General features: G+C 58.7%; 14 protein-coding genes. 8 read left to right on the forward strand and 6 right to left on the reverse strand.

The genetic code is table 11. The annotated features are described in order from the left end of the window. From L0U84_RS29485 to L0U84_RS29515, 7 genes are all read left to right on the forward strand, one after another. A complete protein-coding gene (locus L0U84_RS29485) occupies positions 1–324 on the forward strand; it encodes a malonate decarboxylase subunit delta (protein ID WP_233855542.1) in 324 nt (107 codons plus the stop codon). Then, the gene (locus L0U84_RS29490) at positions 321–1,205 is read left to right on the forward strand and encodes a biotin-independent malonate decarboxylase subunit beta (protein ID WP_233855544.1); all 885 of its coding nucleotides are present in this window, start codon (positions 321–323) and stop codon (positions 1,203–1,205) included. Before L0U84_RS29485 ends, L0U84_RS29490 begins: the two co-directional genes overlap by 4 nt. Beyond that, a complete protein-coding gene (gene mdcE / locus L0U84_RS29495; RefSeq protein WP_233855553.1) occupies positions 1,202–2,017 on the forward strand; it encodes a biotin-independent malonate decarboxylase subunit gamma in 816 nt (271 codons plus the stop codon). The genes L0U84_RS29490 and mdcE overlap by 4 nt, the downstream gene beginning before the upstream one ends. Continuing rightward, positions 2,017–2,715, forward strand: coding sequence for a malonate decarboxylase holo-ACP synthase (locus L0U84_RS29500; RefSeq protein WP_233855555.1), 699 nt, complete (start codon positions 2,017–2,019; stop codon positions 2,713–2,715). The genes mdcE and L0U84_RS29500 overlap by 1 nt, the downstream gene beginning before the upstream one ends. Further along, a complete protein-coding gene (mdcH, locus tag L0U84_RS29505; protein WP_233855556.1) occupies positions 2,715–3,653 on the forward strand; it encodes a malonate decarboxylase subunit epsilon in 939 nt (312 codons plus the stop codon). Before L0U84_RS29500 ends, mdcH begins: the two co-directional genes overlap by 1 nt. 705 nt (positions 3,654–4,358) lie before the next feature. Further along, positions 4,359–5,405 (forward strand): glycosyltransferase family 2 protein, encoded by a 1,047-nt coding sequence (locus L0U84_RS29510; protein WP_233855557.1) that lies wholly within the window; start codon positions 4,359–4,361, stop codon positions 5,403–5,405. Positions 5,406–5,456: 51 nt separating this feature from the next. After that, positions 5,457–6,461, forward strand: coding sequence for a glycosyltransferase family 2 protein (locus tag L0U84_RS29515; protein ID WP_233855559.1), 1,005 nt, complete (start codon positions 5,457–5,459; stop codon positions 6,459–6,461). Between the two features lie 116 nt (positions 6,462–6,577). Here L0U84_RS29515 and L0U84_RS29520 read toward each other — a convergent pair whose 3' ends face one another. Both L0U84_RS29520 and L0U84_RS29525 read right to left on the reverse strand, forming a co-directional pair. Then, positions 6,578–8,011: a hypothetical protein gene (locus tag L0U84_RS29520; protein ID WP_233855568.1), complete on the reverse strand. Its 1,434-nt coding sequence runs from the start codon at positions 8,009–8,011 to the stop codon at positions 6,578–6,580. 355 nt (positions 8,012–8,366) lie between these two features. Then, the gene (locus L0U84_RS29525; RefSeq protein ID WP_233855570.1) at positions 8,367–9,800 is read right to left on the reverse strand and encodes a UbiA family prenyltransferase; all 1,434 of its coding nucleotides are present in this window, start codon (positions 9,798–9,800) and stop codon (positions 8,367–8,369) included. Positions 9,801–10,488: 688 nt separating this feature from the next. On the opposite strand from L0U84_RS29525, the gene L0U84_RS29530 reads away from it, so the two are divergent. Then, a complete protein-coding gene (locus L0U84_RS29530; protein WP_233855572.1) occupies positions 10,489–12,150 on the forward strand; it encodes a hypothetical protein in 1,662 nt (553 codons plus the stop codon). A 384-nt stretch (positions 12,151–12,534) separates the two neighbouring features. Here the strand turns inward: L0U84_RS29530 and L0U84_RS29535 are convergent, their stop codons facing one another. From L0U84_RS29535 to L0U84_RS29550, 4 genes are all read right to left on the reverse strand, one after another. Further along, on the reverse strand, positions 12,535–14,109 hold the full coding sequence (locus tag L0U84_RS29535) for a hypothetical protein (protein WP_233855574.1): 1,575 nt from the start codon (positions 14,107–14,109) through the stop codon (positions 12,535–12,537). 1,046 nt (positions 14,110–15,155) lie between these two features. Continuing rightward, on the reverse strand, positions 15,156–16,193 hold the full coding sequence (locus L0U84_RS29540; RefSeq protein ID WP_233855576.1) for a glycosyltransferase family 2 protein: 1,038 nt from the start codon (positions 16,191–16,193) through the stop codon (positions 15,156–15,158). Between the two features lie 563 nt (positions 16,194–16,756). Next, positions 16,757–17,812 carry an FkbM family methyltransferase gene (locus L0U84_RS29545; RefSeq protein WP_233855578.1) on the reverse strand — a complete coding sequence of 352 codons (1,056 nt, stop codon included), beginning with the start codon at positions 17,810–17,812 and terminating at the stop codon, positions 16,757–16,759. 508 nt (positions 17,813–18,320) lie between these two features. After that, positions 18,321–21,074, reverse strand: a complete 2,754-nt coding sequence (locus tag L0U84_RS29550) for an HAD-IC family P-type ATPase (protein ID WP_233855580.1) — start codon at positions 21,072–21,074, stop codon at positions 18,321–18,323. Positions 21,075–21,107 lie beyond the last annotated feature (33 nt).

Here is a 21,107-nt window from a genome sequence, read left to right on the forward strand (position 1 = left end):
ATGGAACATCTGACCTTCGACTATCCGGCGCAACGCGCCGTCACGACCCGCGCGCACGTCGGCGTGGTCGGCTCGGGCGACCTGGAAGTGCTGCTCTCGCCCGCCACGGCCGATGCAAGCGGCTCGCCGCTCGCCGCGCACGTGGTCGTGCGCACCAGCGTCGACGGCTATAGCCACATCTGGAAGAGCGTGTTCGACCGCTTCTTCACGCGTTATGACGGCGCCGCCAACATCGAGATCAACGACTTCGGCGCGACGCCCGGCGTGGTCGCGTTGCGGCTCGCGGAAGCAGTCGAAGCCGCCGAGGAAGGAGACAACGTATGAGCAAGAGCGCCAGCGTTCACAGCGCGCCGCTGCTGCACGAGAGCTTCATCGAATTGCCCGCGCGCGAGCGCGCCCGTTCGCTGCTCGACGCGGGCAGCTTCCGCGAACTGCTCGGACCGTTCGATCGCATCGAGTCGCCGTGGCTGCCATTGCAGGGCATCGTCTGCCAGGCCGACGACGGCTGCGTGATCGCGCGCGGCACGATCGACGGCGAGCCGGCCGTGGTCGCCGCGATCGAATCGGCATTCCAGGGCGGCAGCATCGGCGAAGTGTCGGGCAGCAAGATCGCCGCGGCGCTCGAAATGGCACTGCGTGACTGCGAGCGCGGCAAGCTCGTGCGCCCCGTCGTGCTGTTCGAAACCGGCGGCGTGCGACTGCAGGAAGCGAACCTTGGGCTCGCGGTGATCGCCGAGATTCAGGCGGCGATCGTCGCGCTGCGCCGGCACGTGCCAGTGGTCGGCGTGATTGCGGGCATGGTCGGCTGCTTCGGCGGCATGTCGCTCGCGGCCGCGTTGTGCTCGTATCTGATCGTGACGAAACAAGGACGGCTCGGCATGAACGGGCCCGAAGTGATCGAGCAGGAAGCCGGTATCGAGGAGCTCGATGCGAGCGATCGCCGCCGCGTATGGCAACTGATCGGCGGCGAGCAGCGCGTCGCGAGCGCGCTCGCCGACGCGCTCGTCGACGACGATGCCGACGCTGTGCGCGACGCCGTGCACGCCGCGTTCGCGGAGGGCGTGCCGGCCACGCATCGCAGCGAGCAGGTCGACACGTTCCTGCAGCGGCTCGCGCGGATCGATCCGGCCAACGTCACGCCCGAGACGGTGCGGGAGGTGTACAACGCGCAGGGCCGCGATCCATCGAACAAGGAGCAGGCATGAACGACACGACACTCACACGCGGCGCGTGCTGGTTCAACGCACTGGCCGGTGAACCGTCGAGCGCGGCGCCGGTCTGGAGCGGTGACGCACCGCTCGGCGGCGAAACCGCGCGCTTCATCACGGTCGTGCCCGATCCCGCGAACCGCTTTCCACGCGCGACCACCAACGTGGTCGGCCTCGAACAGGGCTGGCGACTCGCGCGCGCGGTGCGCGAAGTGATGGAAGCGGATCGAGGCGCCGGCACCCGCCGCCCGATCGTCGCGATCGTCGACGTGAAGAGCCAGGCGTACGGCTATCGAGAGGAAATGCTCGGTATCCACCTCGCCTGCGCGGCCGCCGTCGACGCCTACGCGAGCGCGCGCGACGCCGGTCATCCGGTGATCGCGCTGATCGTCGGTCCGGCGATGTCCGGCGCGTTCCTCGCGCACGGCTATCAGGCCAACCGCATCGTCGCGCTCGACGCGCCCGGCACGATGGTCCACGCGATGGGTAAAGAAGCCGCCGCGCGCGTCACGCGCCGCACCGTCGAAGAACTCGACGAACTCGGCGAGACGATCGTGCCGATGTCGTATTCGATGGCGTCGTTCGCGAAGCTGGGGCTGCTCGACCAGTTGATCGACGGCATCGACGCGGATGCGCCCGACGCGGCGCAGATCGAACGTGTGCGCACGGTACTGATCGAGCAGATTCGCAGCGCGCGCGACGGGAATCGGGCGCTCGCGCGGCGGCTGGAATCGGCAACTGCGCGGCAGACTCGCGCAGCGTCGATCGAGGTGCGGCGGCGTCTCGCCGAACAATGGGATGCCGTGTGATGCGCGAGTGTGCGGCTGCGCCCTTCCCCGCTGCTTGCGCCACGTCGTGCGACGCGCGCTGGCGGCCGCATGATCTGCTGCGCTTGCGACGGCTGGATTCATGCGCCGAAGAGCCGGCGTGGGTTCGCGATGCGTTCGAACGCGCACCGTATGGGGTCGTCCGACGCGCGCTCGCCGCTGAAGGTTTCGTCTCGATCGGCGTGCGGGGTGCGCAACGGGCGCAGCGCTACGGCACGTGGGTGCATGCCGACGATATCGTCAGTGCCGTGTCGCCTGAATCCCTGGCGCAGACGCAACCCGATGCCGGACGTGATGCATTGCCCTCTTTCGTTGCGCTGATTTCATTGCAACGTGACCCGAGCGGTCCGCTTGCCAGATTCGTATGGGGTCCTACTGGTAGCACGGGGTTTGAACTGGCGACGCACATGCCGACTGTCAGCGAGTCCAGCGATCTCGATCTGTTGATCCGCGTGCCCGATCGGCTGGCGTTGAATGTCGCGAGTGCATTGCTGGAGCAACTGCGGACGCTCTCGACGCGTACCGGTGTGCGCATCGATGCGCAACTCGAAACGCCCGCGGGCGGCGTGGCGCTCGCGGAGTGGGCCGCGGGCAAAGCGCGCGTGCTGGCCCGGCATGCGAGCGGTCCCCGCTTGATCGCCGATCCGTGGGCTTCCGTCGCTCAGGACGGCACCACCTGATGCTCGCGCTTCTCTTCCCCGGCCAGGGTGCGCAAAGCGAAGGCTTTCTGCATCGACTGCCGCAGCATCGCGCGGTCCTGGACACTTTGGCTGAAGCAGCGGACACGCTCGATATCGACGTGCTGACGCTCGACTCACCCGACGCTCTGGACTCGACGGTTGCGGTGCAACTGGGCCTGACGATCGCGGGCGTCGCAATCATGCGCGCGCTCGCTGACGAAGGATTGGTGGCCGACATCAGCGCGGGGCTTTCGGTCGGTGCGTATCCGGCGGCGGTCGGCAGCGGCGCGGTTGCGTTTCGCGACGCATTGAAGATGCTGCGGCGACGCGCCGAACTGATGGAAGCCGCTTATCCGTCGGGCTATGGTCTCGCGGCTGTATCCGGCTTGAGCGAGCGGCAAGTGGAAACGCTCGTCGCACAGCAAGCGGCAGAGCAACGGCAACGCGTGTATATCGGCAACGTCAATGCGCCGCGCCAGATCGTGATGGCTGGAGCGGACCAGGCGCTCGACTCGTTCATCGAACGCGCACTCGCGACCGGCGCGCGCAAAGCCACGAGACTCGCGGTCAGTGTGCCCTCGCATTGCGAATTGCTCGCGCATGCGAGCGACGAACTGCTCGCGTACTCGCGCGAGTTGCGTTTCGAAAGACCGCGCGGCATTTATATCGGCAATCGTGGTGGACGCCCGTTATATACGACCGAGGCGATTCGCGAGGATCTCGCGACCAACATGCGCTACACCGTGCGCTGGTTCGATGCGCTCACCGTGATGCAGGAAATGGGTGCGCATGTGCTGGTCGAGGCGCCGCCGGGACAGGTGTTGACGGATATCGTGAGGGAGAATTTTTCGGAGGCTAGTGCGTTGGCTGCTGGCACGTTGCCGTTCGACAAGTTGGTGGGGACCGTGCGGAGGCGGTTGGAGAGCACACTACGTTAGTCGTCCAAACGGAGGCACACGGGGTCGACGATGCGACACGATTTGGCGGCAGTGTCGGCTGTTCGCGGACAACGTCCAAAGTGACCTGTTCAATCTTTCTCACCGAATCTTTGGCGGCCCCCTTTCCGGGCACTGTGACCGCCTCGGGTTGCCCATAGAAAAAATTACCTGGGATACCGGGTCTTCACAATACTCGTCAAGCGCCACGCGGACGGGCATAGATGTTGCGGCGATCGTCTTGGCCCCCTCGTACGGGGCGCGCCAAACGCGTTGTGAGGATGTATCGAAACACCCATTACATCTCGACACATAACGTTGCGCGGGCCGTCGGCCATTTGTTGCAAAATTCACTAGCTTCACCACGTACGACGCGTCCTATCATTGGGCTAGCCGTCAGGCGCTGTTTTATGTGCCACTCGTTTTCGATCCTCTCCAGGCACTCGCAATGGGTAAGTGCATCTCGCGACGTATTCCAATGGGACTTTGTCGCATCGACAACCGCAAACTGCACTCAACTGGATCCGGGAGTGTGATTTGCACAGTTGCCTCAGCGTAACGTCGCCACGCGAGCGCGGAGAGGACAAGTCCGGTTGCATGGGACGACTGAAAATAACGTATTGGGCCATCGGCTTATTGTCAGAGCTGAAGGCGGACCATTGGCGTTGCGATGAAGAGCGTCAGCACGAACCAGACTAGAGGTACTTGATGAAAGTTCGATACAGCGAATGTCTTGCAAACCGCGATGAACTATTTTTTTCGGTGGTTATTGCCAACTACAATTACGGGCGGTTCGTTCGGCAAGCCATCGAAAGCGCCTTGTCACAGGATTGGCCCAACAAGGAAGTCATCGTCGTCGATGACGGCTCGACCGACGATTCCGCGGATGTCATTCTTTCGTTTGGCGAACAGATAACGGCCATCTTCAAAGAAAATGGTGGTCAACGCGAAGCCAACAACGAGGGCTTCGATAGAAGTGCGGGCGACGTCGTCATCTTCCTCGACGCGGACGACGTGCTGGTGCCCGGCGCGATGCGCTCGATTGCTTCGGTATGGCGCACCGGCCTCAGCAAGGTGCAGGTGTTGATGGAGCGGGTCGACGCGCAGGGACGTCCGCTACGAAACGCGATTCCCAAGGTTCGAAACGTGATCCCGAAGGTCCCGGCGGGAGTGTCGTCGGAGGCGATTCGTCACTGGGCGTATGAGACCTCGGAGTACCCCTCTCCGCCGGGCTCGGGAAACGCCTGGGCACGCAGCTTTCTCGAACGAATCTTTCCATTGGATGCGAGTTGCGATTCATTCACCGACTCGACGTGCATCGCCATGGCGCCCTACATGGGCGACGTCGAGACCATTGCTGCGCCGCTAGTTCTCTACCGCATGCATGGCGAGAACGATAGCGCCATGAGCGCGAACACAAGTAACTTCGGCCGCGAGATCTCGCGTGCACTGAAACGTCACAATGCCGCCTGCAAAGCCTGCAGAATGACCGGCCTGCCGCCACCACCGCTTAGCACGCTGTTTTCAGCACCGCATTTGCTTCAATTGCGAGTTGCATCGTTGCGACTCACACCGGAACAGCATCCGCTACCTGGCGACAGCCGGGTCCGCGCCCTGCGCGACGCATTGTCCATCCCCTTTCGTGCAAGTTTCGAGCGTCCTGCCTTTCGCTTCCTGATTGCGGGATGGAGCATCGCAACCTTGCTCGCACCCAAGAACATTGCGAGCACGCTTATCCGGCGCCGTTTCATTTGAACGGATTTTCCCATCCATTAGATCGCACTCTGCTCTTCAATGTGAGTCATCATGAAAGAAATGACCGTTGTGATCTGCAACTACAACTACGAGCAGTTTCTGGGCGAAGCGATCGATTCGGCGCTCGCGCAGGACTACGTGCACACTCGTGTCATGGTCATCGACGACGGTTCGACAGACCGCTCTCGCGCAGTCATGGAACGCTATGGATCGCGGATCACGACAATTTTCAAGGACAACGGCGGCCAGGTATCCGCCTACAACCTGGGACTTCATCTCGTCGAGACGGACCACGTGCTGTTTCTCGACGCCGACGACGTGCTATATCCGGGTGCCGTGACCGAAGTGATGCAGCGATTCAACAGGGAGGATCTTGCAAAGGTGCAGTTCAGGCTAGACATCATCGACCAGTCGAGCAGATGTACGGGCGGTTATGTGCCTCATTCGGGAATCGATGGTGACTGTCGAAAACTTTTGCTGGACGGATGGCTCTATCCGTCTCCCCCGGCGTCTGGGAACGCGTATAGCGTCACTGCGCTAAGGAAGATCTTCCCCGTCCCGGAAACGCCCACCAGCCGTTATGGCGCGGATTTTTACGCAATCTATGGAGCGGCTCTCGTCGGGCCAGTCTCGAACATCCCGATGTCTCTCGGCGGATACCGGGTATCTCATAGCGGAGTGCGAGGCGCGTCATTTGCCAACTCTGATTCGCTCACGAAGGCTCCGAGAGCGCTCACGTCGCGGTGGGCAACCCTGCGTGAAATGGCATCCCGCCGCCTGGGAATGCAATTGCCATCCGACTTTTATGACTTCGCGCACGAAAGGGCCATTTTCTGCTCATGTGTCTATCAGGCGCCGTTGACGACCAGATGGCACTGGATGTTCAGCGATTCGCATGCATATTTTCATGCGATCGTGGCGAACCCATTCTGGAGCATAAAGAAAAAGGTGGGAACGCTAATGCTGTCCAGTCTCTGCCTGGTTCCATACTCGCCTATCGCCGATTTCGCGGTCCGTTACATCTGCAATCCTCTCGCTCGCCACAGCGCGCGTTAGATACAGCGTTCGAATTGCTAGCGCGAGGCAGCCTTGATATTTGGCTGTGCAACGTGCGTATGCATTCACGCTCGGATGACCGCCCCCAAACGATTGCCGGCGCACCCGTTCACAGATTACTCATGAGCCACAACGATATAGGCGAGATGCTCTGCCGGTCCTTTTCCGCCATGACCATTGACGACATCGGGTACTCTGAAACGGATCTGCAAACCCTGATCGTCCCACTTCAGCGCAGTTTGCGCTGCCGGAGCCGCTAAACCCGACAGCGCGTCGATAAACTGAACTCTTGCGCGACCCGACGGAGGGGGCGGCAATTCGGTCACATTGACAGTGCGCCAGCCCGGCAGTGCATGCACCTGCATCACGACCTGCTGGTCCGAGTACAGCGCGCTGCCGGACACATCAGGACCGAACTGCAGTTGTTGTGGAAAGCGCGACAGCAGTCCGCCGACCGTTTGGTTCAGCACGATCAGACTCCGTCCGGAAACGTTGTATGTTCTTTCCGGCGGACCGCGGTGCGTCAGACGAAACGGCTCGTAGCCGTCCCAGTGGTAAACCATCGATACATATTTGTTGGGATCGTCCCAGTTTCGATCAAGCGCCCACACGGCGAGGTCGAAGAAATAGCGCGGTAGATAGTGATCGTCGATCATATATCTGTCGCCTATCTCCGTTTGCCATAGACCACGGGCGGGACCTTGCTTGACATAGCCCGTGTAGAGGTAGTCCAGGTCTTTGACGGCGAGGTAATGCGTGTCGAGATAGTCCACGCAGTCGAGCATCCGCTGGTTATGCTTTGGACTTCTATACTCAAGCCACTGGCTATAGGTATCGAGTCCTCCCTGATCCGGCCATCCGCCGTAGACGACGTATGCGCCATAGCGGCGAATGATCCGCGCGGCCGGAATGTGGATCTTCTCCACGTAGTCCTGCATCGCCCGTTCGTACGGAGCGTTCTTGTCGTTCTCGCCGCCGGGTCGAGCGGGCCCGTGCCAGAATGATGCCTGTGGCGAGCCGCCCGAAAGCCTTCCGGCCGCCTCGTTCCAGATCTGGAAGAAGCGCAGGTTGTAAGGCGGAGCGTGATACTTCCGGACCACCGCTTCGACGTAACGCTCCCACGCACTCACATCCACGGGCGCCGATTTTGAATCGCCGGGCACGCTCGCGTTCCACAGCGGCGTGTACGCAAGCAATAACAACGAATGGATACCGTTGCTGTTGTTCTGGATGATGATGGGTGGCAGGTCACTTCCGTTTCCGTTCCCCGTCTTGTCGACGCGCATCGGGTCCGAGGCGCCATGGTCTTGCCCAGGACCTACGGGCCCGCGTGCCCAACGGATACCCATTTCCTTCCACATCGCGATGTCGCGCGCGGAGCTAGCCCAACCGTTGGTCCCGATCAGGTCCGTGATTCGGCGCTTTGCGGTCTTCGATGCCGAGCCGGTTTGCGTCGAAGCAGCGGCGTTCCCGGACGGTAGCCCTGTTAGCGTTGCCCAACCGAGCGCCGCCAACGTCTGGAGTGCAAGTCGTCTGTTATATCCGGTCATAGGCTCTTTGGAACTATTTGGCGATTGCGAATCTGCCGCGGGTGGCGTAGCCGGCCATCCACGCTGCGGCGCCCCGATGGATACGGACCGCGATGTCTGTTGCGATTTGCGCGTCGGAAAACCTGAGACGGCAGCCGAGCGCTAAAGACTCGTCAATGGATAACGAGTGCCGAAGTCTGAGCATGAGTGACTGCATGCTCGCGAGCACCCCGATGCTCTGCTGCCCGCAAAAGACACGTTACCGCAAACAGAGGAATAGCAATTCTTCGCACACGCCGAACATCGTTTTGACGGAAACGGCGAACCGCGCTAAAACAGCTCCGCCAACCCGACCTACACAGCGGCCCATGTCCGATTAGATCGCAAGAATGACCGTCGCCACGCAAAGCATAATAATCAGCAGACTCGCGCGGTTCTTGATGGCATAGACGATCGGATCGTCATGCATCTGCCCCCGGAAGGCGACTATCCAGACACGGCTGATCCAGTAAAGGAGCAGAACAAAGAGAATCCATAGCCTGTGGGGATGCCGATAGAAAACCGTGACGGCAGCAGAGTTCATATAAAGCGCAAGGACAAGCACCGCGACATAGCCCGCTGCGGTTCCGAACGAGCGGACGATGCTCATGTCCATCGTGAGATAGCCTCGGCCCGCCGCCGAGTCCTTACCCTCGCGCTGCATTTTGTCGAGCTCCGTATAGCGCTTTACCATGGCCAGACTGAGAAATATCATGACAGAGAACATGACTAACCAGTCCGACAGCACTACGTCGACCGCCATTCCGCCAGCCACGATACGGGTGGTATAAAGCGCGGCCAGCGTAAAAACGTCTACCAGCATGACCCCCTTCAGGTGAAAGGAATAAGCGAGTGTCATCACGATGTAACCCGCGAGTACCAGCTGAAACGACGATGGCAAGAAAATGGCAAGGCTTGCGGACGCGATTAGCAGTATGAACATCATGCCAATCCCGGTAGAAAGCGGCAACTCGCCGGAGGCAAACGGACGTTTGCACTTTCGACTATGGCGCCTGTCCACATCGAGATCGAGCATGTCGTTCAAAAGGTATACCGACGACGCACAGAAACAGAACGAAAAGAATGCAATGCCGGCAGCGATCAGCGCATCGACGTTCGTGAAGCGATGCGACGCCAGCAGCGGGACAAAGATCAACAGATTCTTCACCCATTGATAGACGCGCATCTCCTTGACTGCGAGCTTGAAGAAAGACCGTTTGTTCTCGAATATGACCGTGGTGTGGTTCGCCTTCAGCGCCGCCGCCTGAATGCCTTTGCCTCCAACGACGATCGCCGTGCGAGCCTGCTTCCATACAGGCACATCGGCACGCGCGTTGCCGCAATAGTCGAAACCCTGAACGCCAAACTCCGCCGTCAAGGCCATGGCCTTGTTTGTTCCAGACAGATTGCGCGACTTGTTACTCGCCATCACCCCTTTGAAGAAACCGAAGTATGACGCGATCTGTTCTGCAAATCGTTGATCCCCTGCAGTGCATAGATAGAGATCTCGGCCGCATGAGCGCTCCTTTTTAAGGAAGTCGATCAGGGGCGCGTTGTAGGGGAGCAGCGATACGTCGATTGCGACGCGCTCAGCGATTTGCGCTTTCATATATCCCTTTCCGCGCATCAGCCACACGAAACAATGCAGCAAATAAAGGGGATTTCTCTTGACTAGTACCAGGAATGACTCGATGAGAAGGTCGCTTCGCGTCAGGGTACCGTCCAGATCAACGCAAAGTGGTATAGCAGCCATGGTGACCTCGATGGACATGAAATGTCGATCAACCGCCGGATGGGTAGCAACGCAGATTTCTGCACTCACCCGTGGCATCAGACCTCAAGCGTGACGTTTCGCTTCCCGCAACTTGCGTCCGATTTTCCAAACGTGCGCAGTGCAACCCGCGTGGAACGCGCATTACCGCGATAAACGGTGAACCCGTGATCAACAGGTTCACGGTGTCCATGCGTTCAATCTTTGCTCGACCGCACTGGCGTGTCGATGTGATCGGCACGACAGGTGTGTGCGTCGACGTGGGGCTAATCGCTTACCACCAACGGTCCCGCAGGCCAACAAGGTTTTGAACCGAGCATAGCCCTTGCCAACCAGGACCTGGACGCGTTCGGCTTGAAATGGAGTGATATTGGCCGATATCGTGGAATACCTTGCAATGCTTGGAGCATCGAACGGCATCGAACGGTTACTTCATACGTTTTGTGCAGTGCGGAGAAAGCAGGAAAAGTGCCGCAACCAAACGAGGTTCGGCTTGTGCAGCGCCGCACAATTGCCCATAATCGGCCCTGTTCGATGTCGATGTCGACGGCCTTCCGCTTCGTGTTCATTTCAACTCTCAGCTGTGCTTCGTGTTGACGGGAGCATGCGTTGAGCACCGATTTTTTACTTTTTCACTGAGCGCGCATGTGTCGAACGACGATGTTTACAACGATCGGAGAAGGCCTGTATGTCTACGACGACGAAGGACGCCATCCAACCTGTGAACTCGACGCGCATGTCCACGACGATGCGAGTCGCGTTCGAGCGTGTCAACCTGACTCAATTGTGTGACCAGATCGTTGTCTTTGTATTCGCTTCCGCGTTATATGGAGCAGTCCTCTACAACTTCGGCATCAGTAGTGTCGCGCTTGCTGGAATCTCAGCATTTGCCATCGTTGTAGCCGTGCTCATATATGGTTATGTTTCCAAGGCTCAATGGCCCACCACAATCGTCGCGATATCATTTATCGCGGTGGTACTGTTTGCCTTTGGATTTCTCCGGGAATTCAGCTACGACGGTTTGAATTATCACGTCGCAACTCCGCTTTTATTGGACCACGGGCTGACCGGCGTCACCGGTTCCAAAGCACTTGGCGGTGCGTTCTGGGCTGCGCACTATCCAAAAGCGTTCGAGTATTTCGCGTACACCGCGAAGGCTCTGACTTCACGCTTCAACAGTGGAAAGTCATTCACGCTATTGCTTAGCGTTCCCGCGTGCGTTGCTCTGATGCGATTGTTCCAGTCAGCGGGAATATCTGCCAGAGCCGCCCTGCTTGCTGCTGCCACATGCGTCTACAATCCCGTGGCGCTCGGTCAGATCACGACGTTTTATGTCGACGCGGCACACTACTACTGCTGGACTATCTTTTCAGTCAATCTGCTTTTTGCGCTCAAGGGCAGGCCAAACTCAGGAGTTCAACTGGGCATTGCGCTCGTGCTTCTGATAGGTTCGAAGCTGACAGGTCCAGTTTTCGCAGCCATCTCTATTCTGGTATTTTTCGCCGCGGCGTTCATCAGCGGAGCAAAGAGAAATTTCCTGGTGAACCACAAGCGATTGATCGGCCAATTGGCTATTTCGTCTTTTGTCGCCTTCGCAGTCGTCGGCTATTCGCCATATGTAGAGAACATGGTCGCTGGCAAGCATATGTTCTATCCCGTTCTTGGGAAGGACAAGGTCGATATCATAGGAGGAAAGGCGTCAGCGCACTTCCTTGCCATGAACCCTCTGCACAGGCTCTTCGTGTCGTACTTTTCGATTCCGATGAATTGCAGCTCGTGCTCGAACCCGGAACCTACGTATGTTCCGTCATCCACGAATCTGCTTCAGTCATTCATTGCACTACATACGGCTGACACACGTTTCGCCGGCTTCGGTCCATTCTTTGGAGTGATGCTCATCGCGTGCCTGGCCTCGTTTTTGTGGAGAAAAAAAGCCGGTGGTGACGTTGTGAAGATATTTTTTATCGCAACGCTGGTGATTGTTTTGGCGCATCCACAATCTTGGTGGGCCCGCTATGTCCCGATGTTTTATGTTGTTCCTTTTTTGGTAATTGCGGGATTTTCAACCAGTCGAAGATTATTTTACGTAGCAATCGCTTTCGGCATCGCGAACTCGCTTCTCGCTGCGGCTAGCGTCACAGGGTATATCATCCTCAAAGAGACTCACTACATGAATGCAGTGGCAGCAGTACGCACGATGTGTGAGCAAGATCCGATATCCCTGTCACCTTCTGAGATGAATTGGGAAGCTGATTTGCGCGACGATCGTCTCGTTGTCCTTTCGAAAGGCAGCCCAGCTCAACCTGGGTGTGCCGTGAATTTCGACCAGATGATGGTGATGAAGAAGTAAGCGGTTCGTTCAGCTCGCGCGGGTCCCATGGACGATACCCTCACGCACTGCGCATGCCAGATTGGCGGGACTCGAATTGCGGCAGAACTCGGCGACTCCGCGCGTACCTGACATGCTCAGCGATGCTTCGTGCTGACTGGTGCCGCGCTTCGAAATGGCCGTTGGAGCGCTAAATCACGCGTCCATGAAATGGCGGAAGAAAGAGGCGAAATGAGCTCCCTTTCCCACCCGCCTGCAGTCTGCATTTGGTCACGGACCGCGCACCTCAGGGCGAATAGCTTCGCCCACGCAAGTTCGTTCAGTCTGGGGCTTATACAGCCCCAAGACCCGGCCTGCTCATGAGGATGGCGCCATGGCTGGCCGGAGGTACGGATGCTCGCGCGCCTATTTGTCGGGGTTACTGGACGTGAAGCTCGTGAACGCGTTGTAAGGCGCGCTGTTCGGAGTACCGTTGATCATAATGCCGTACGTGGAGTTCCCGCTATCCAGTACGTAGTACATCACAGACTGGATATTGTGCGTCTTTCTTGCCGCATAGAACTGACCCAATTGCGAGGTGATGTAGTTCGCCCGGTAGGCTTGGCTCTGGGCCGGCCCAGTATTCCATTCCGTGATCATGAACGGCACGCCATATCGAGCCTTGCAATAGGTCGGCAGATCAAAGCCCGGGCCAGCGCCGTCGGGACTGATACTGAAGATGTCACCGTACGACTCGTAATTGTGCCAGGTCGTGATGTCCCAGCGCAGTTTTTGATGGCCGCTGGTGCCGTCAGGTTGCGTGCCTTCCCACAGCGCGTCAGCCGCGCCGACGTCCGCGACGCAGAAATTGACACCGCACTTCGCAGACGGCTGGACAGATTTCACGCCATCAATCATGCCGCGCATGGAGCCGCGCATGGCCGGCCAGTTGGTATTGTTGAAATCCGAGGCCAAACTGCCCGCCCAGGAGAAGTCCATCACCGTAGCATTTTGCCGGGTCAATTCGTTGCCGCACTCGTACATGGTCACACCATACGGCTGCAAAGCGGTCGCGATTGTCTGCGCAGTCGTATAGCAGGTCTGGTAAGCCTGCGTCTCATTGGCAAAGACATTCCCGTTTGCGTCGTAGACACCCGCTTCGATCAGCACAAGCAGTGAGAGTCCAGCCGGCTGGAAGGCTTTTGCAATGTTGACCACGGCGGTGAGCGAACGCGAGTCGCTCCCGCAACCTACGCGATAGGTCGTGCACCCCATGGCCTTCATGATCGACACGAGTTGCGCAGGCGTGTACGTGTAGTCGTAATGCCCGTTCATCCCGTAGAAGTTACCCACTGCAGGGGCAACCGCGATGCGAGGATCAGTGCAAGGCAGCCATTGCGCTGAAAAATTCCGGGCGTCGACGTTGACGTACCACTGGCCGCTCGTATTGCAGCAATAGATCCTGCTGCCGTACCAGAGTACGAGCGTCACGTTGTAGTTGAGGCCAACGACAGCGCCGTTCATGGAGATGACACCATTGGTCAACGTCCATACCGCGCCCGTCCAGTCGATGATGCTCGTTGCCGACGGCATCGTGGTGCCGTCCGGGGACGTTGCGCGCACGCGCGGATCCATGCAGCCCTGCCACCTCGTGCCAATCCATTGGAACCACTGCGAGCTCGTGTTCTCAACGTAGATGTTGCCGTTGTAGCACAACGCCAGTGTGACGTTGTAGTTGTTCCCTGCTATCGCTCCGTTCATATAAGCGGAGCCGCCACTCAGGGTCCAGGTGTTGCCCGAGCCGTCGATCAGAGAACTTGCCGGAGGCATTGCCGTGCCGTTACCGGAAGCGGCCTTTGCCGTCGCAGTTGCGTTCCGAACTGCGGCGCCGGACGACGCATTTTCGCTAGAGTCCGAGCCGCCACCGCCGCCGCATGCGCTCAAAAGAACGCTTCCACCGAGTGCCGAGAGGGCACCAATAAATTGACGTCGTTTTACCATTTTGAATTATTCAATCGCGGGAAAAATTCCCAAAAAAAGTTCAAATATGATTTCCGTCTTTTTAGGACAACCAAATTGCTGGCAAGAGCATCCGCTATTCTTCCTCGCCTTGGCTATATCCGATGAAAATCCTTAGTCCCTTCAGGCACTGCTTTACAACCGCTCCCATACCGATCAAAAGCCGTTCGGCTAAAGCTATCAATTTGACAGACGCGCAAGCGCCAGCGGGCCCCACGGCGAGTCGATTCGCGCGTCAAGAGGATTCAACCAACGGAGGAGATGACGTGGCGACGATGCCTGCCCTCGGACATCTTCTACGGCTTTGCGCGGCGCAAACGTTTTCCCGCAAGATGTATCGCCGCCGGCAAATTCTTCTCATTGCCATAAAGCGAACGCACGAATCGTACTGGTAAAACGCTTGCGGTCAAAGAACAATCAGTCTTTTTCCGCCAAAAAGCAGAATTTTTGCCCGCAGTAGATGATATTACGAATATTCTGACTTTCTTATGATCATCAGAGGAGTAAAAATATTATTTATGCCACTCCGACCCTTTGAATTTAGGTATTTTTTACCGTGAAATATCGTAACGAGAGCCGAGCGATAGCTGTGCTTAGTTAGTATTGTGGCAAATCAGTCTGACAAATACATTGTGACCAGGAAATTATGTCTTCTCACGGGCGCTCGGTGCTGTATTGGGCGAACCGAGGTGCTGTATTTCGCGCTCGATGTACGGGCGAACCAAGGCAAACTGGTCTTCAATCGGCCCGCGCGGCACACAAGCTGTCCCTTGTAACGCCGAATGGACTCACTGACAGACAGGCGGTCGCTGCGGGAAATCACTGCTTGCACGCGGCGGATTCATCGCTGGTCAGCTGCGATTTTCCGAGGCAATTGAGTTCGACAGCGTGATTATTTCCGTTGACGCCAGCGAACCACCGACGATTATCCAGCGATTAATGAGTGCCTGACGAGTGCCCGCTCGCAACGGAAGCAATATCGAGGCAGTCGATTAATTCAGCAATTGCAACTAGCCACATCACTCGGATCAAAGCCCTAATGTCTTGGAGCGGCGTTTGTTTCCGAATACCAGAAGGTAGAAGCGCTTTTTAAAGAATTGCACGGCGCATCTCAGGACCATCGGATGATCTATTGTGTGACCAACGGCTGCCGCGAAGCGCCTTTCACGAACCGCCTCGGTGACATCGACCCAGCGAAGCGAGGTTTCGAGTGATCGATGCCGATGCGCACACGCGTCGGCTAATCTTCCGGACAGGGCATATGATGCACGGAAACGGGCATTCGCTTCGAGCATGCCTCGAAGTACCGGTCGATCCGCCGACTTGTCGGTGGAAAGCGAATCACCACGTCGCCTATAGTGATAACCCAAGCCCGGATAAACGACCATTCGTGCATCGTGCTTCACCAATACCCGCAACAAGAGATCGAAGTCTTCGCCCGAGCGAAGCCGCTCGTCATACCGAAGCTCGTTTAAAAGCTCAGTTCTGAGCATAGGCTTGAGATAGGCCAGATGCGGCGCTTTGACAAGCGCAACGGCATCGACGGTCCTGGAGGCCCGCAGTCCAAGCAGCGAGTACCCCGTGAGCAAGCCGCTGTGGTTCATGATGAGTAAGTCATCGGCTACGATCCCTGCGCCGTCCGACTCCGCCTTTGCAAGCAATGACTCAAGGCGTCCGTCTGCGAACAGGTCATCACTGTCGAGGATGGTGATCCAGCGTCCGCGCGCACACGCCAGCGCACGATTACGTGCGACCGACGGCCCTGCGTTGCACGATGAGGCGAGGAGCACGATACGTGGGTCGTTAGCCGCGGCGGCGCGGACAATTTCTACGCTCGCGTCGGTTGACGCATCGTCCACAACGATGAGTTCCCAGTCGGCCAGACTCTGTCTTTGGACCGACTCGATCGCTTGTCCGATCCAGTTCGCTCCATTGAAGTTGGCCATTATCACAGTGACAGACGGCGCCGACACAGGATCCACAACGCGATTCGTTGCGCGTTCTTCGCTGCGCTCGAGACCGCCAGGAGGCCCCCCGGATGCTTGGTTTTCGCCCTTTGAACTCATGGTCTGATCGCAAAGATATGACGCGTTGTGCAAAAGACGCTGCAACTGATGATGCACAACCGTGCTGCAGGCGGGTCTCGCTCCCTTTGTCGAGACGTGATCCGTGCGCTCGCCATATGGCACTTTCTGGCGATCGTGCCACTGCCAAGGTATGGAACCACAGGGACTGGAAAAGCTACCCATGGAAAGACATTACGCCACGCACCGTTAAAGCTATCGTGGCGCGGCCTAGTCGACAGCACGATCCGTCAATGCAGGTCCCGACACATCAGCCGCGTCGGTTGGGTTGCAATATAGCTTCTATCGCGAGGCCATTTACCGCGCTGACCGAGATCGCTGAAGAGCTGTCGCCTTTGTGCGAGATCATTCGTCATCTCTTTCCCGTGGTAGTGGGGACAGGACGAGCGCTTCGACTCGTACGACCCTATGAAACCGTCTCTTGGAGAAAAAGATGCCTCATTAGTGCCGACACAGCGAACAACATCGGTTCAGGAGGCGGGTAACGGCTCGTCAAACCGCGGTTCCGATACCTTCGCTACATTCATCAAGCGCGCGCCCAGGCACTATGGCATTTCGCTTTCTTCCAAACGGCTTGTGCCTACAGGATCGGTGACGGCGTTATGGTTACGAGTTCCAATTATGTCGAGGTATTGGGACGGATCGTTTTTCCACTCTTCTATTGTGCCGGCAAGCTGTCCTGTGATCTCCTTGATCGATCCGCGTTTTCCAGGCTGCCCCGTCTTCGCATCTGTGTGCTCAATCTCGCCATATTGGAAATGCGTCTCGAGGAAATCCAACACAACGGTCGGGTCAGAGCCAAGCCGCGCCATATTGTAGGGATGCCACTCCAGAAGAATCGCATCGGCTTGAGAAAGCGTGTGCCTGCCGCCGGCGACCACAAAAGGTTCAGCGCCCTCTGTGTCGATCTTTGCGAAGACGGGATGACGCAGTTCGATCGGCAGATCATCCAGTCTCTCACACGCGACTTCTGTCACTCGCCTGCTGGCCTCAGCCAATTTGGGCGCAAGACCGGTTTCGACGTGAAGGCGGTGCGCGCCAAGATTCGTGTCGGAAATCTCAAAGGGAAGCATGCCTTTCTGTTCATGCAATGCCAATTGGAAAGGCCGAATGTTCGATGAAGGGCAGTTTACCGATATGTTAAGCAAGAGATTCTGATAGTTGACCGGCTCAGGTTCAAACGCATAGCACTGCACTGCAGGATTTTGCTGAAGGATCGGTATTGACGTCATTCCTATGTTGGCACCTATGTCAAGGTAGGTCCCCCCCGTCCCTGAGAAAAATGCAGTCAACCTTTCCGAAAGTTGCGATGCCCAACGACCGCTTTCGGCGTATGCCCTCAGTATCCAAAGGTCGTTAGAACTGCTGGACATCGTCCCATATTCTCCGGTTGCGGAGAGCCGTACGACGTTCAGTTTCCCGGCCAGCCCTGACAGGTAGCGGTACCCATATTGCCTTACAAGCGATGGGTCGTTCAGGAGCGACGTCGCCAGAGCATGTCTAAGCCTCACAGGAAGCACGGAAGTTGCGAGCCCCGCCGCTGACAAGAGAAGTTTCTTGGCATCAAAGACTGTGGTGTTGGAAACGCTCGCTTTCTTCACGGTAGGCCTCACCGGTCGTATGCAATGGGCTAACGGGCAGGTATGATCGCCCGAACTTGATGCGATCCTGATGCGTTGACACCATGGTGATCAAAACAGTTCACCGCATCTTGAGCCGTCGCAGCTCGCTACGCTGGTATAGGATACATCGAACGGATCGACAAGTCGCCGTTGAGCTTACGTGGACCCTTACGGCACGGCGTATTCGTCCTTTTCGTGCTAAATCTGGCGGTTTCTTACTGGGCCTTTATTCCTGTCGCAACTGAAAGTCCGGATGCGACAGAACACCACCGAATTGCGCACGCTCGAGAAGCGGCTCGGGCACGCGCATTGCTGTGCTGACTCTACGAAACGCAGTTCCAGATCTCTTTCGTTATTAAAGGAGCTTATTGGGCGCACGCACAACGTCGTTACCGCTGACATCATTCCAGATGGAAATGATCAAGTGCTTATAGCGGGCTCGCTGTCGCGACAGTGCCCGCTATGTCGTTCGATCTCCCCCACGCGCTTACCTCACCGGATCATTGCGCAAGGCCGCGCCCTCCTGCTGCGAAGTCACGAATCCTCTCAATGCAGGGGTGAGCCGGAACACGAGCTTTTCGATCTCCACCACGAGGAAGAACAGGATGCCGCCGGCAACGAGCCACAGCCACGCGGACAAGGGCAGAGACTCGGTGTGGAAAACGGCATGGAACGGAAACGTGTAGGTAAACAGAAGCTGCAACACCACGACGCCGGCTATCCCGTACCAGAGATAGCGATTGCCCATATGGGCGCGCACGGATAGCGACGAATCGAGCAGATACCGGATGTTGAGCAGATAGAACACCTGGCCCAGCGTAATGGCGTTGACTGCGGCGGTGCGCGCCATCTCATCCGACGCCCCTTGTCCCTTCATCCAGAAGAAGGTCGATAGCGTATAAATCACGAGCGCGGCGCCGACGAACAGGATGCGCCAGATGCCGAAGCGCGTGACGATCGGCCGGTCGATTGCGCGTGGCGAGCGGCGCATCACGTCTTCCTCGTGCGGCTCGAACGAAATGGTCAGGCCGAGCGCGACGGAAGTCACCATGTTGACCCACAGGATCTGCGGCGCCGTGATCGGCAGCGTGAAGGCGAACAGGATCGCCACCGCGATCACCGCGCCTTGCGCGACGTTGGTCGGCAGCATGAACAGCATCGCCTTCTCGATGTTGTTGTAGACCGTGCGGCCCTCCTTCACCGCCGCGGAGATCGACGCGAAATTGTCGTCGGCGAGGATCATCCCCGCCGCCTCCTTCGTCACCTCGGTGCCCTTGATCCCCATCGCGACACCGATGTCGGCCTTCTTCAACGCCGGCGCATCGTTGACGCCGTCGCCGGTCATCGCGACGATCTGCCGATTCGCCTGGATCGCCTTGACGAGCCGCAGCTTGTGCTCGGGGCTCGCGCGCGCAAACACGTCGACGTCGCGCACGCATTCCTGCAACGCCGCATCGTTCATCGCCTCGATCTCGGTGCCGGACACGGCCGTCTTGCCGTCGCCGATGCCCAGCATTCTTGCGATAGCCGCCGCGGTGATCTTGTGATCGCCCGTGATCATCGTCACGCGGATGCCTCCGCCGTGGCATTCGCGCACGGCGTCGATCGCCTCTTTGCGCGGCGGGTCCATCAGGCCCACGAGGCCGAGCAGTACGAGAGTACGCGGCAGATCCTGAGGCCCGAGGCCGCCGGTACGCAGGCCCGGATCCGACAGCCACGCGAGCCCGAGCACGCGCTCACCTTGCGCCGCGAGCCGGTCGCCCTCCCTTGCGAAATGCTCGCGATCGAGCGGCGCAGGGCCTTGCGCCGTCTGCTGCCGGTCGCAGTGGTCGAGGATCACCTCTGGCGCGCCCTTGACCAGCAGCATCTCGCCGTCCGCCGCACGGTTCAATGTCGCCATGAACTTGTGCTCGGACTCGAACGGAATCGCGTCGATCCTCGGCGCGGCGGCTGTCTCGGCGGCACGGTCCATGCCCAGCTTGGAAGCGAACGGATAGAGCGCGCCTTCGGTCGGGTCACCCTCCACTTTCCATTTTCCTTCTTCCTCGAAAAGCTCAGCGTCGTTGCACAACAGCGATACGCGGCCCATCAGCTTGAGCACGTCCGGCGCGGCGTCGAGCGGCTTGCCGTCGGCGCTGACCTGTCCCTCGCTGGCGTAACCGTCGCCCGTCACGGTATAGCCCCCTTCGGCCGTCACGGCGGAGGTAACCATCATTTCCATCAGGGTCAGCGTGCCTGTCTTGTCCGAGCAGATGCGCGAGACGGCGCCCAGCGTCTCGACCGCCGGCAGGCGGCGAATGATCGCGTTGCGCTGGGCCATGCGCTGCACGCCGATGGCGAGCGTGATGGTGATGAGCGCCGGCAGGCCTTCCGGGATGACCGACACCGCGATCCCCACGATGGCCTGGAACAGTTCGACGAAAGTCATGTGTCCGAGCCAGTGGCCCCAGGAGAAAAGCAGCACACTGACAACGGCGATCACCGCCGTGATGACATAACCGAACTTCTTGATCTGGCGCAGCAGAGGCGTCTCGAGCACGCTGACTTCGGCAAGCATCTGGTTGATCCGGCCGAGTTCCGTCTGGCTTCCGGTCGCCACCACGACGCCGGTTGCCCGGCCCGACAAGACCATCGTGCCGCAGAACGCCATATTCTCGCGGTCGCCGACCGTGGCTTTGGCGGGTACGGGCGCGGTACCCTTCTCGGCCGGAAGGGATTCCCCCGTGAGAGCCGCTTCTTCCGTGTGCAGGTTCCGGGCCTCGACGAGACGCATGTCCGCCGGGATTTTGTCGCCCGATTCCAGCAGCACGATGTCGCCGGGAACGAGTTCCTCGGCAGGGATCAAACGAACCGCTCCTCCACGCATGACGCGCGCCTCGGCGGACAGCATGTTGCGAATCGAATCGAGCGCCTTCTCGGCACGTCCTTCCTGAATGAAGCCGAGCAGCGAGTTGAGGATGACGACAGCCAGAATGACCGAGCCGTCGAGCCAAAGGCCCAGCATGAACTTGACGAAACCGGCCGCGAGCAGGACGTAGATCAGAATGTTGTGAAGCTGCATCAGGAAGCGCACGACCGGCCCCCGCTTCTTGCCTTGCGGCAGGCGGTTCGGTCCGTAGGTGGCGAGCCGCCCGGCCGCTTCCGCTGCATCGAGGCCCTGCGCGAGATCGACTTTGAACTGCCGTTCGATGTCACTGGCCGGTATCGCATGCCACGGCGTCGCGTTCTCAACTGAGCTCATCCTCGTCTCTCCCGGTTCCAGTGATTTCGGGTC

The organism is Paraburkholderia sp. HD33-4 (genome assembly GCF_021390635.1).
Taxonomy (GTDB): Bacteria; Pseudomonadota; Gammaproteobacteria; order Burkholderiales; family Burkholderiaceae; genus Paraburkholderia.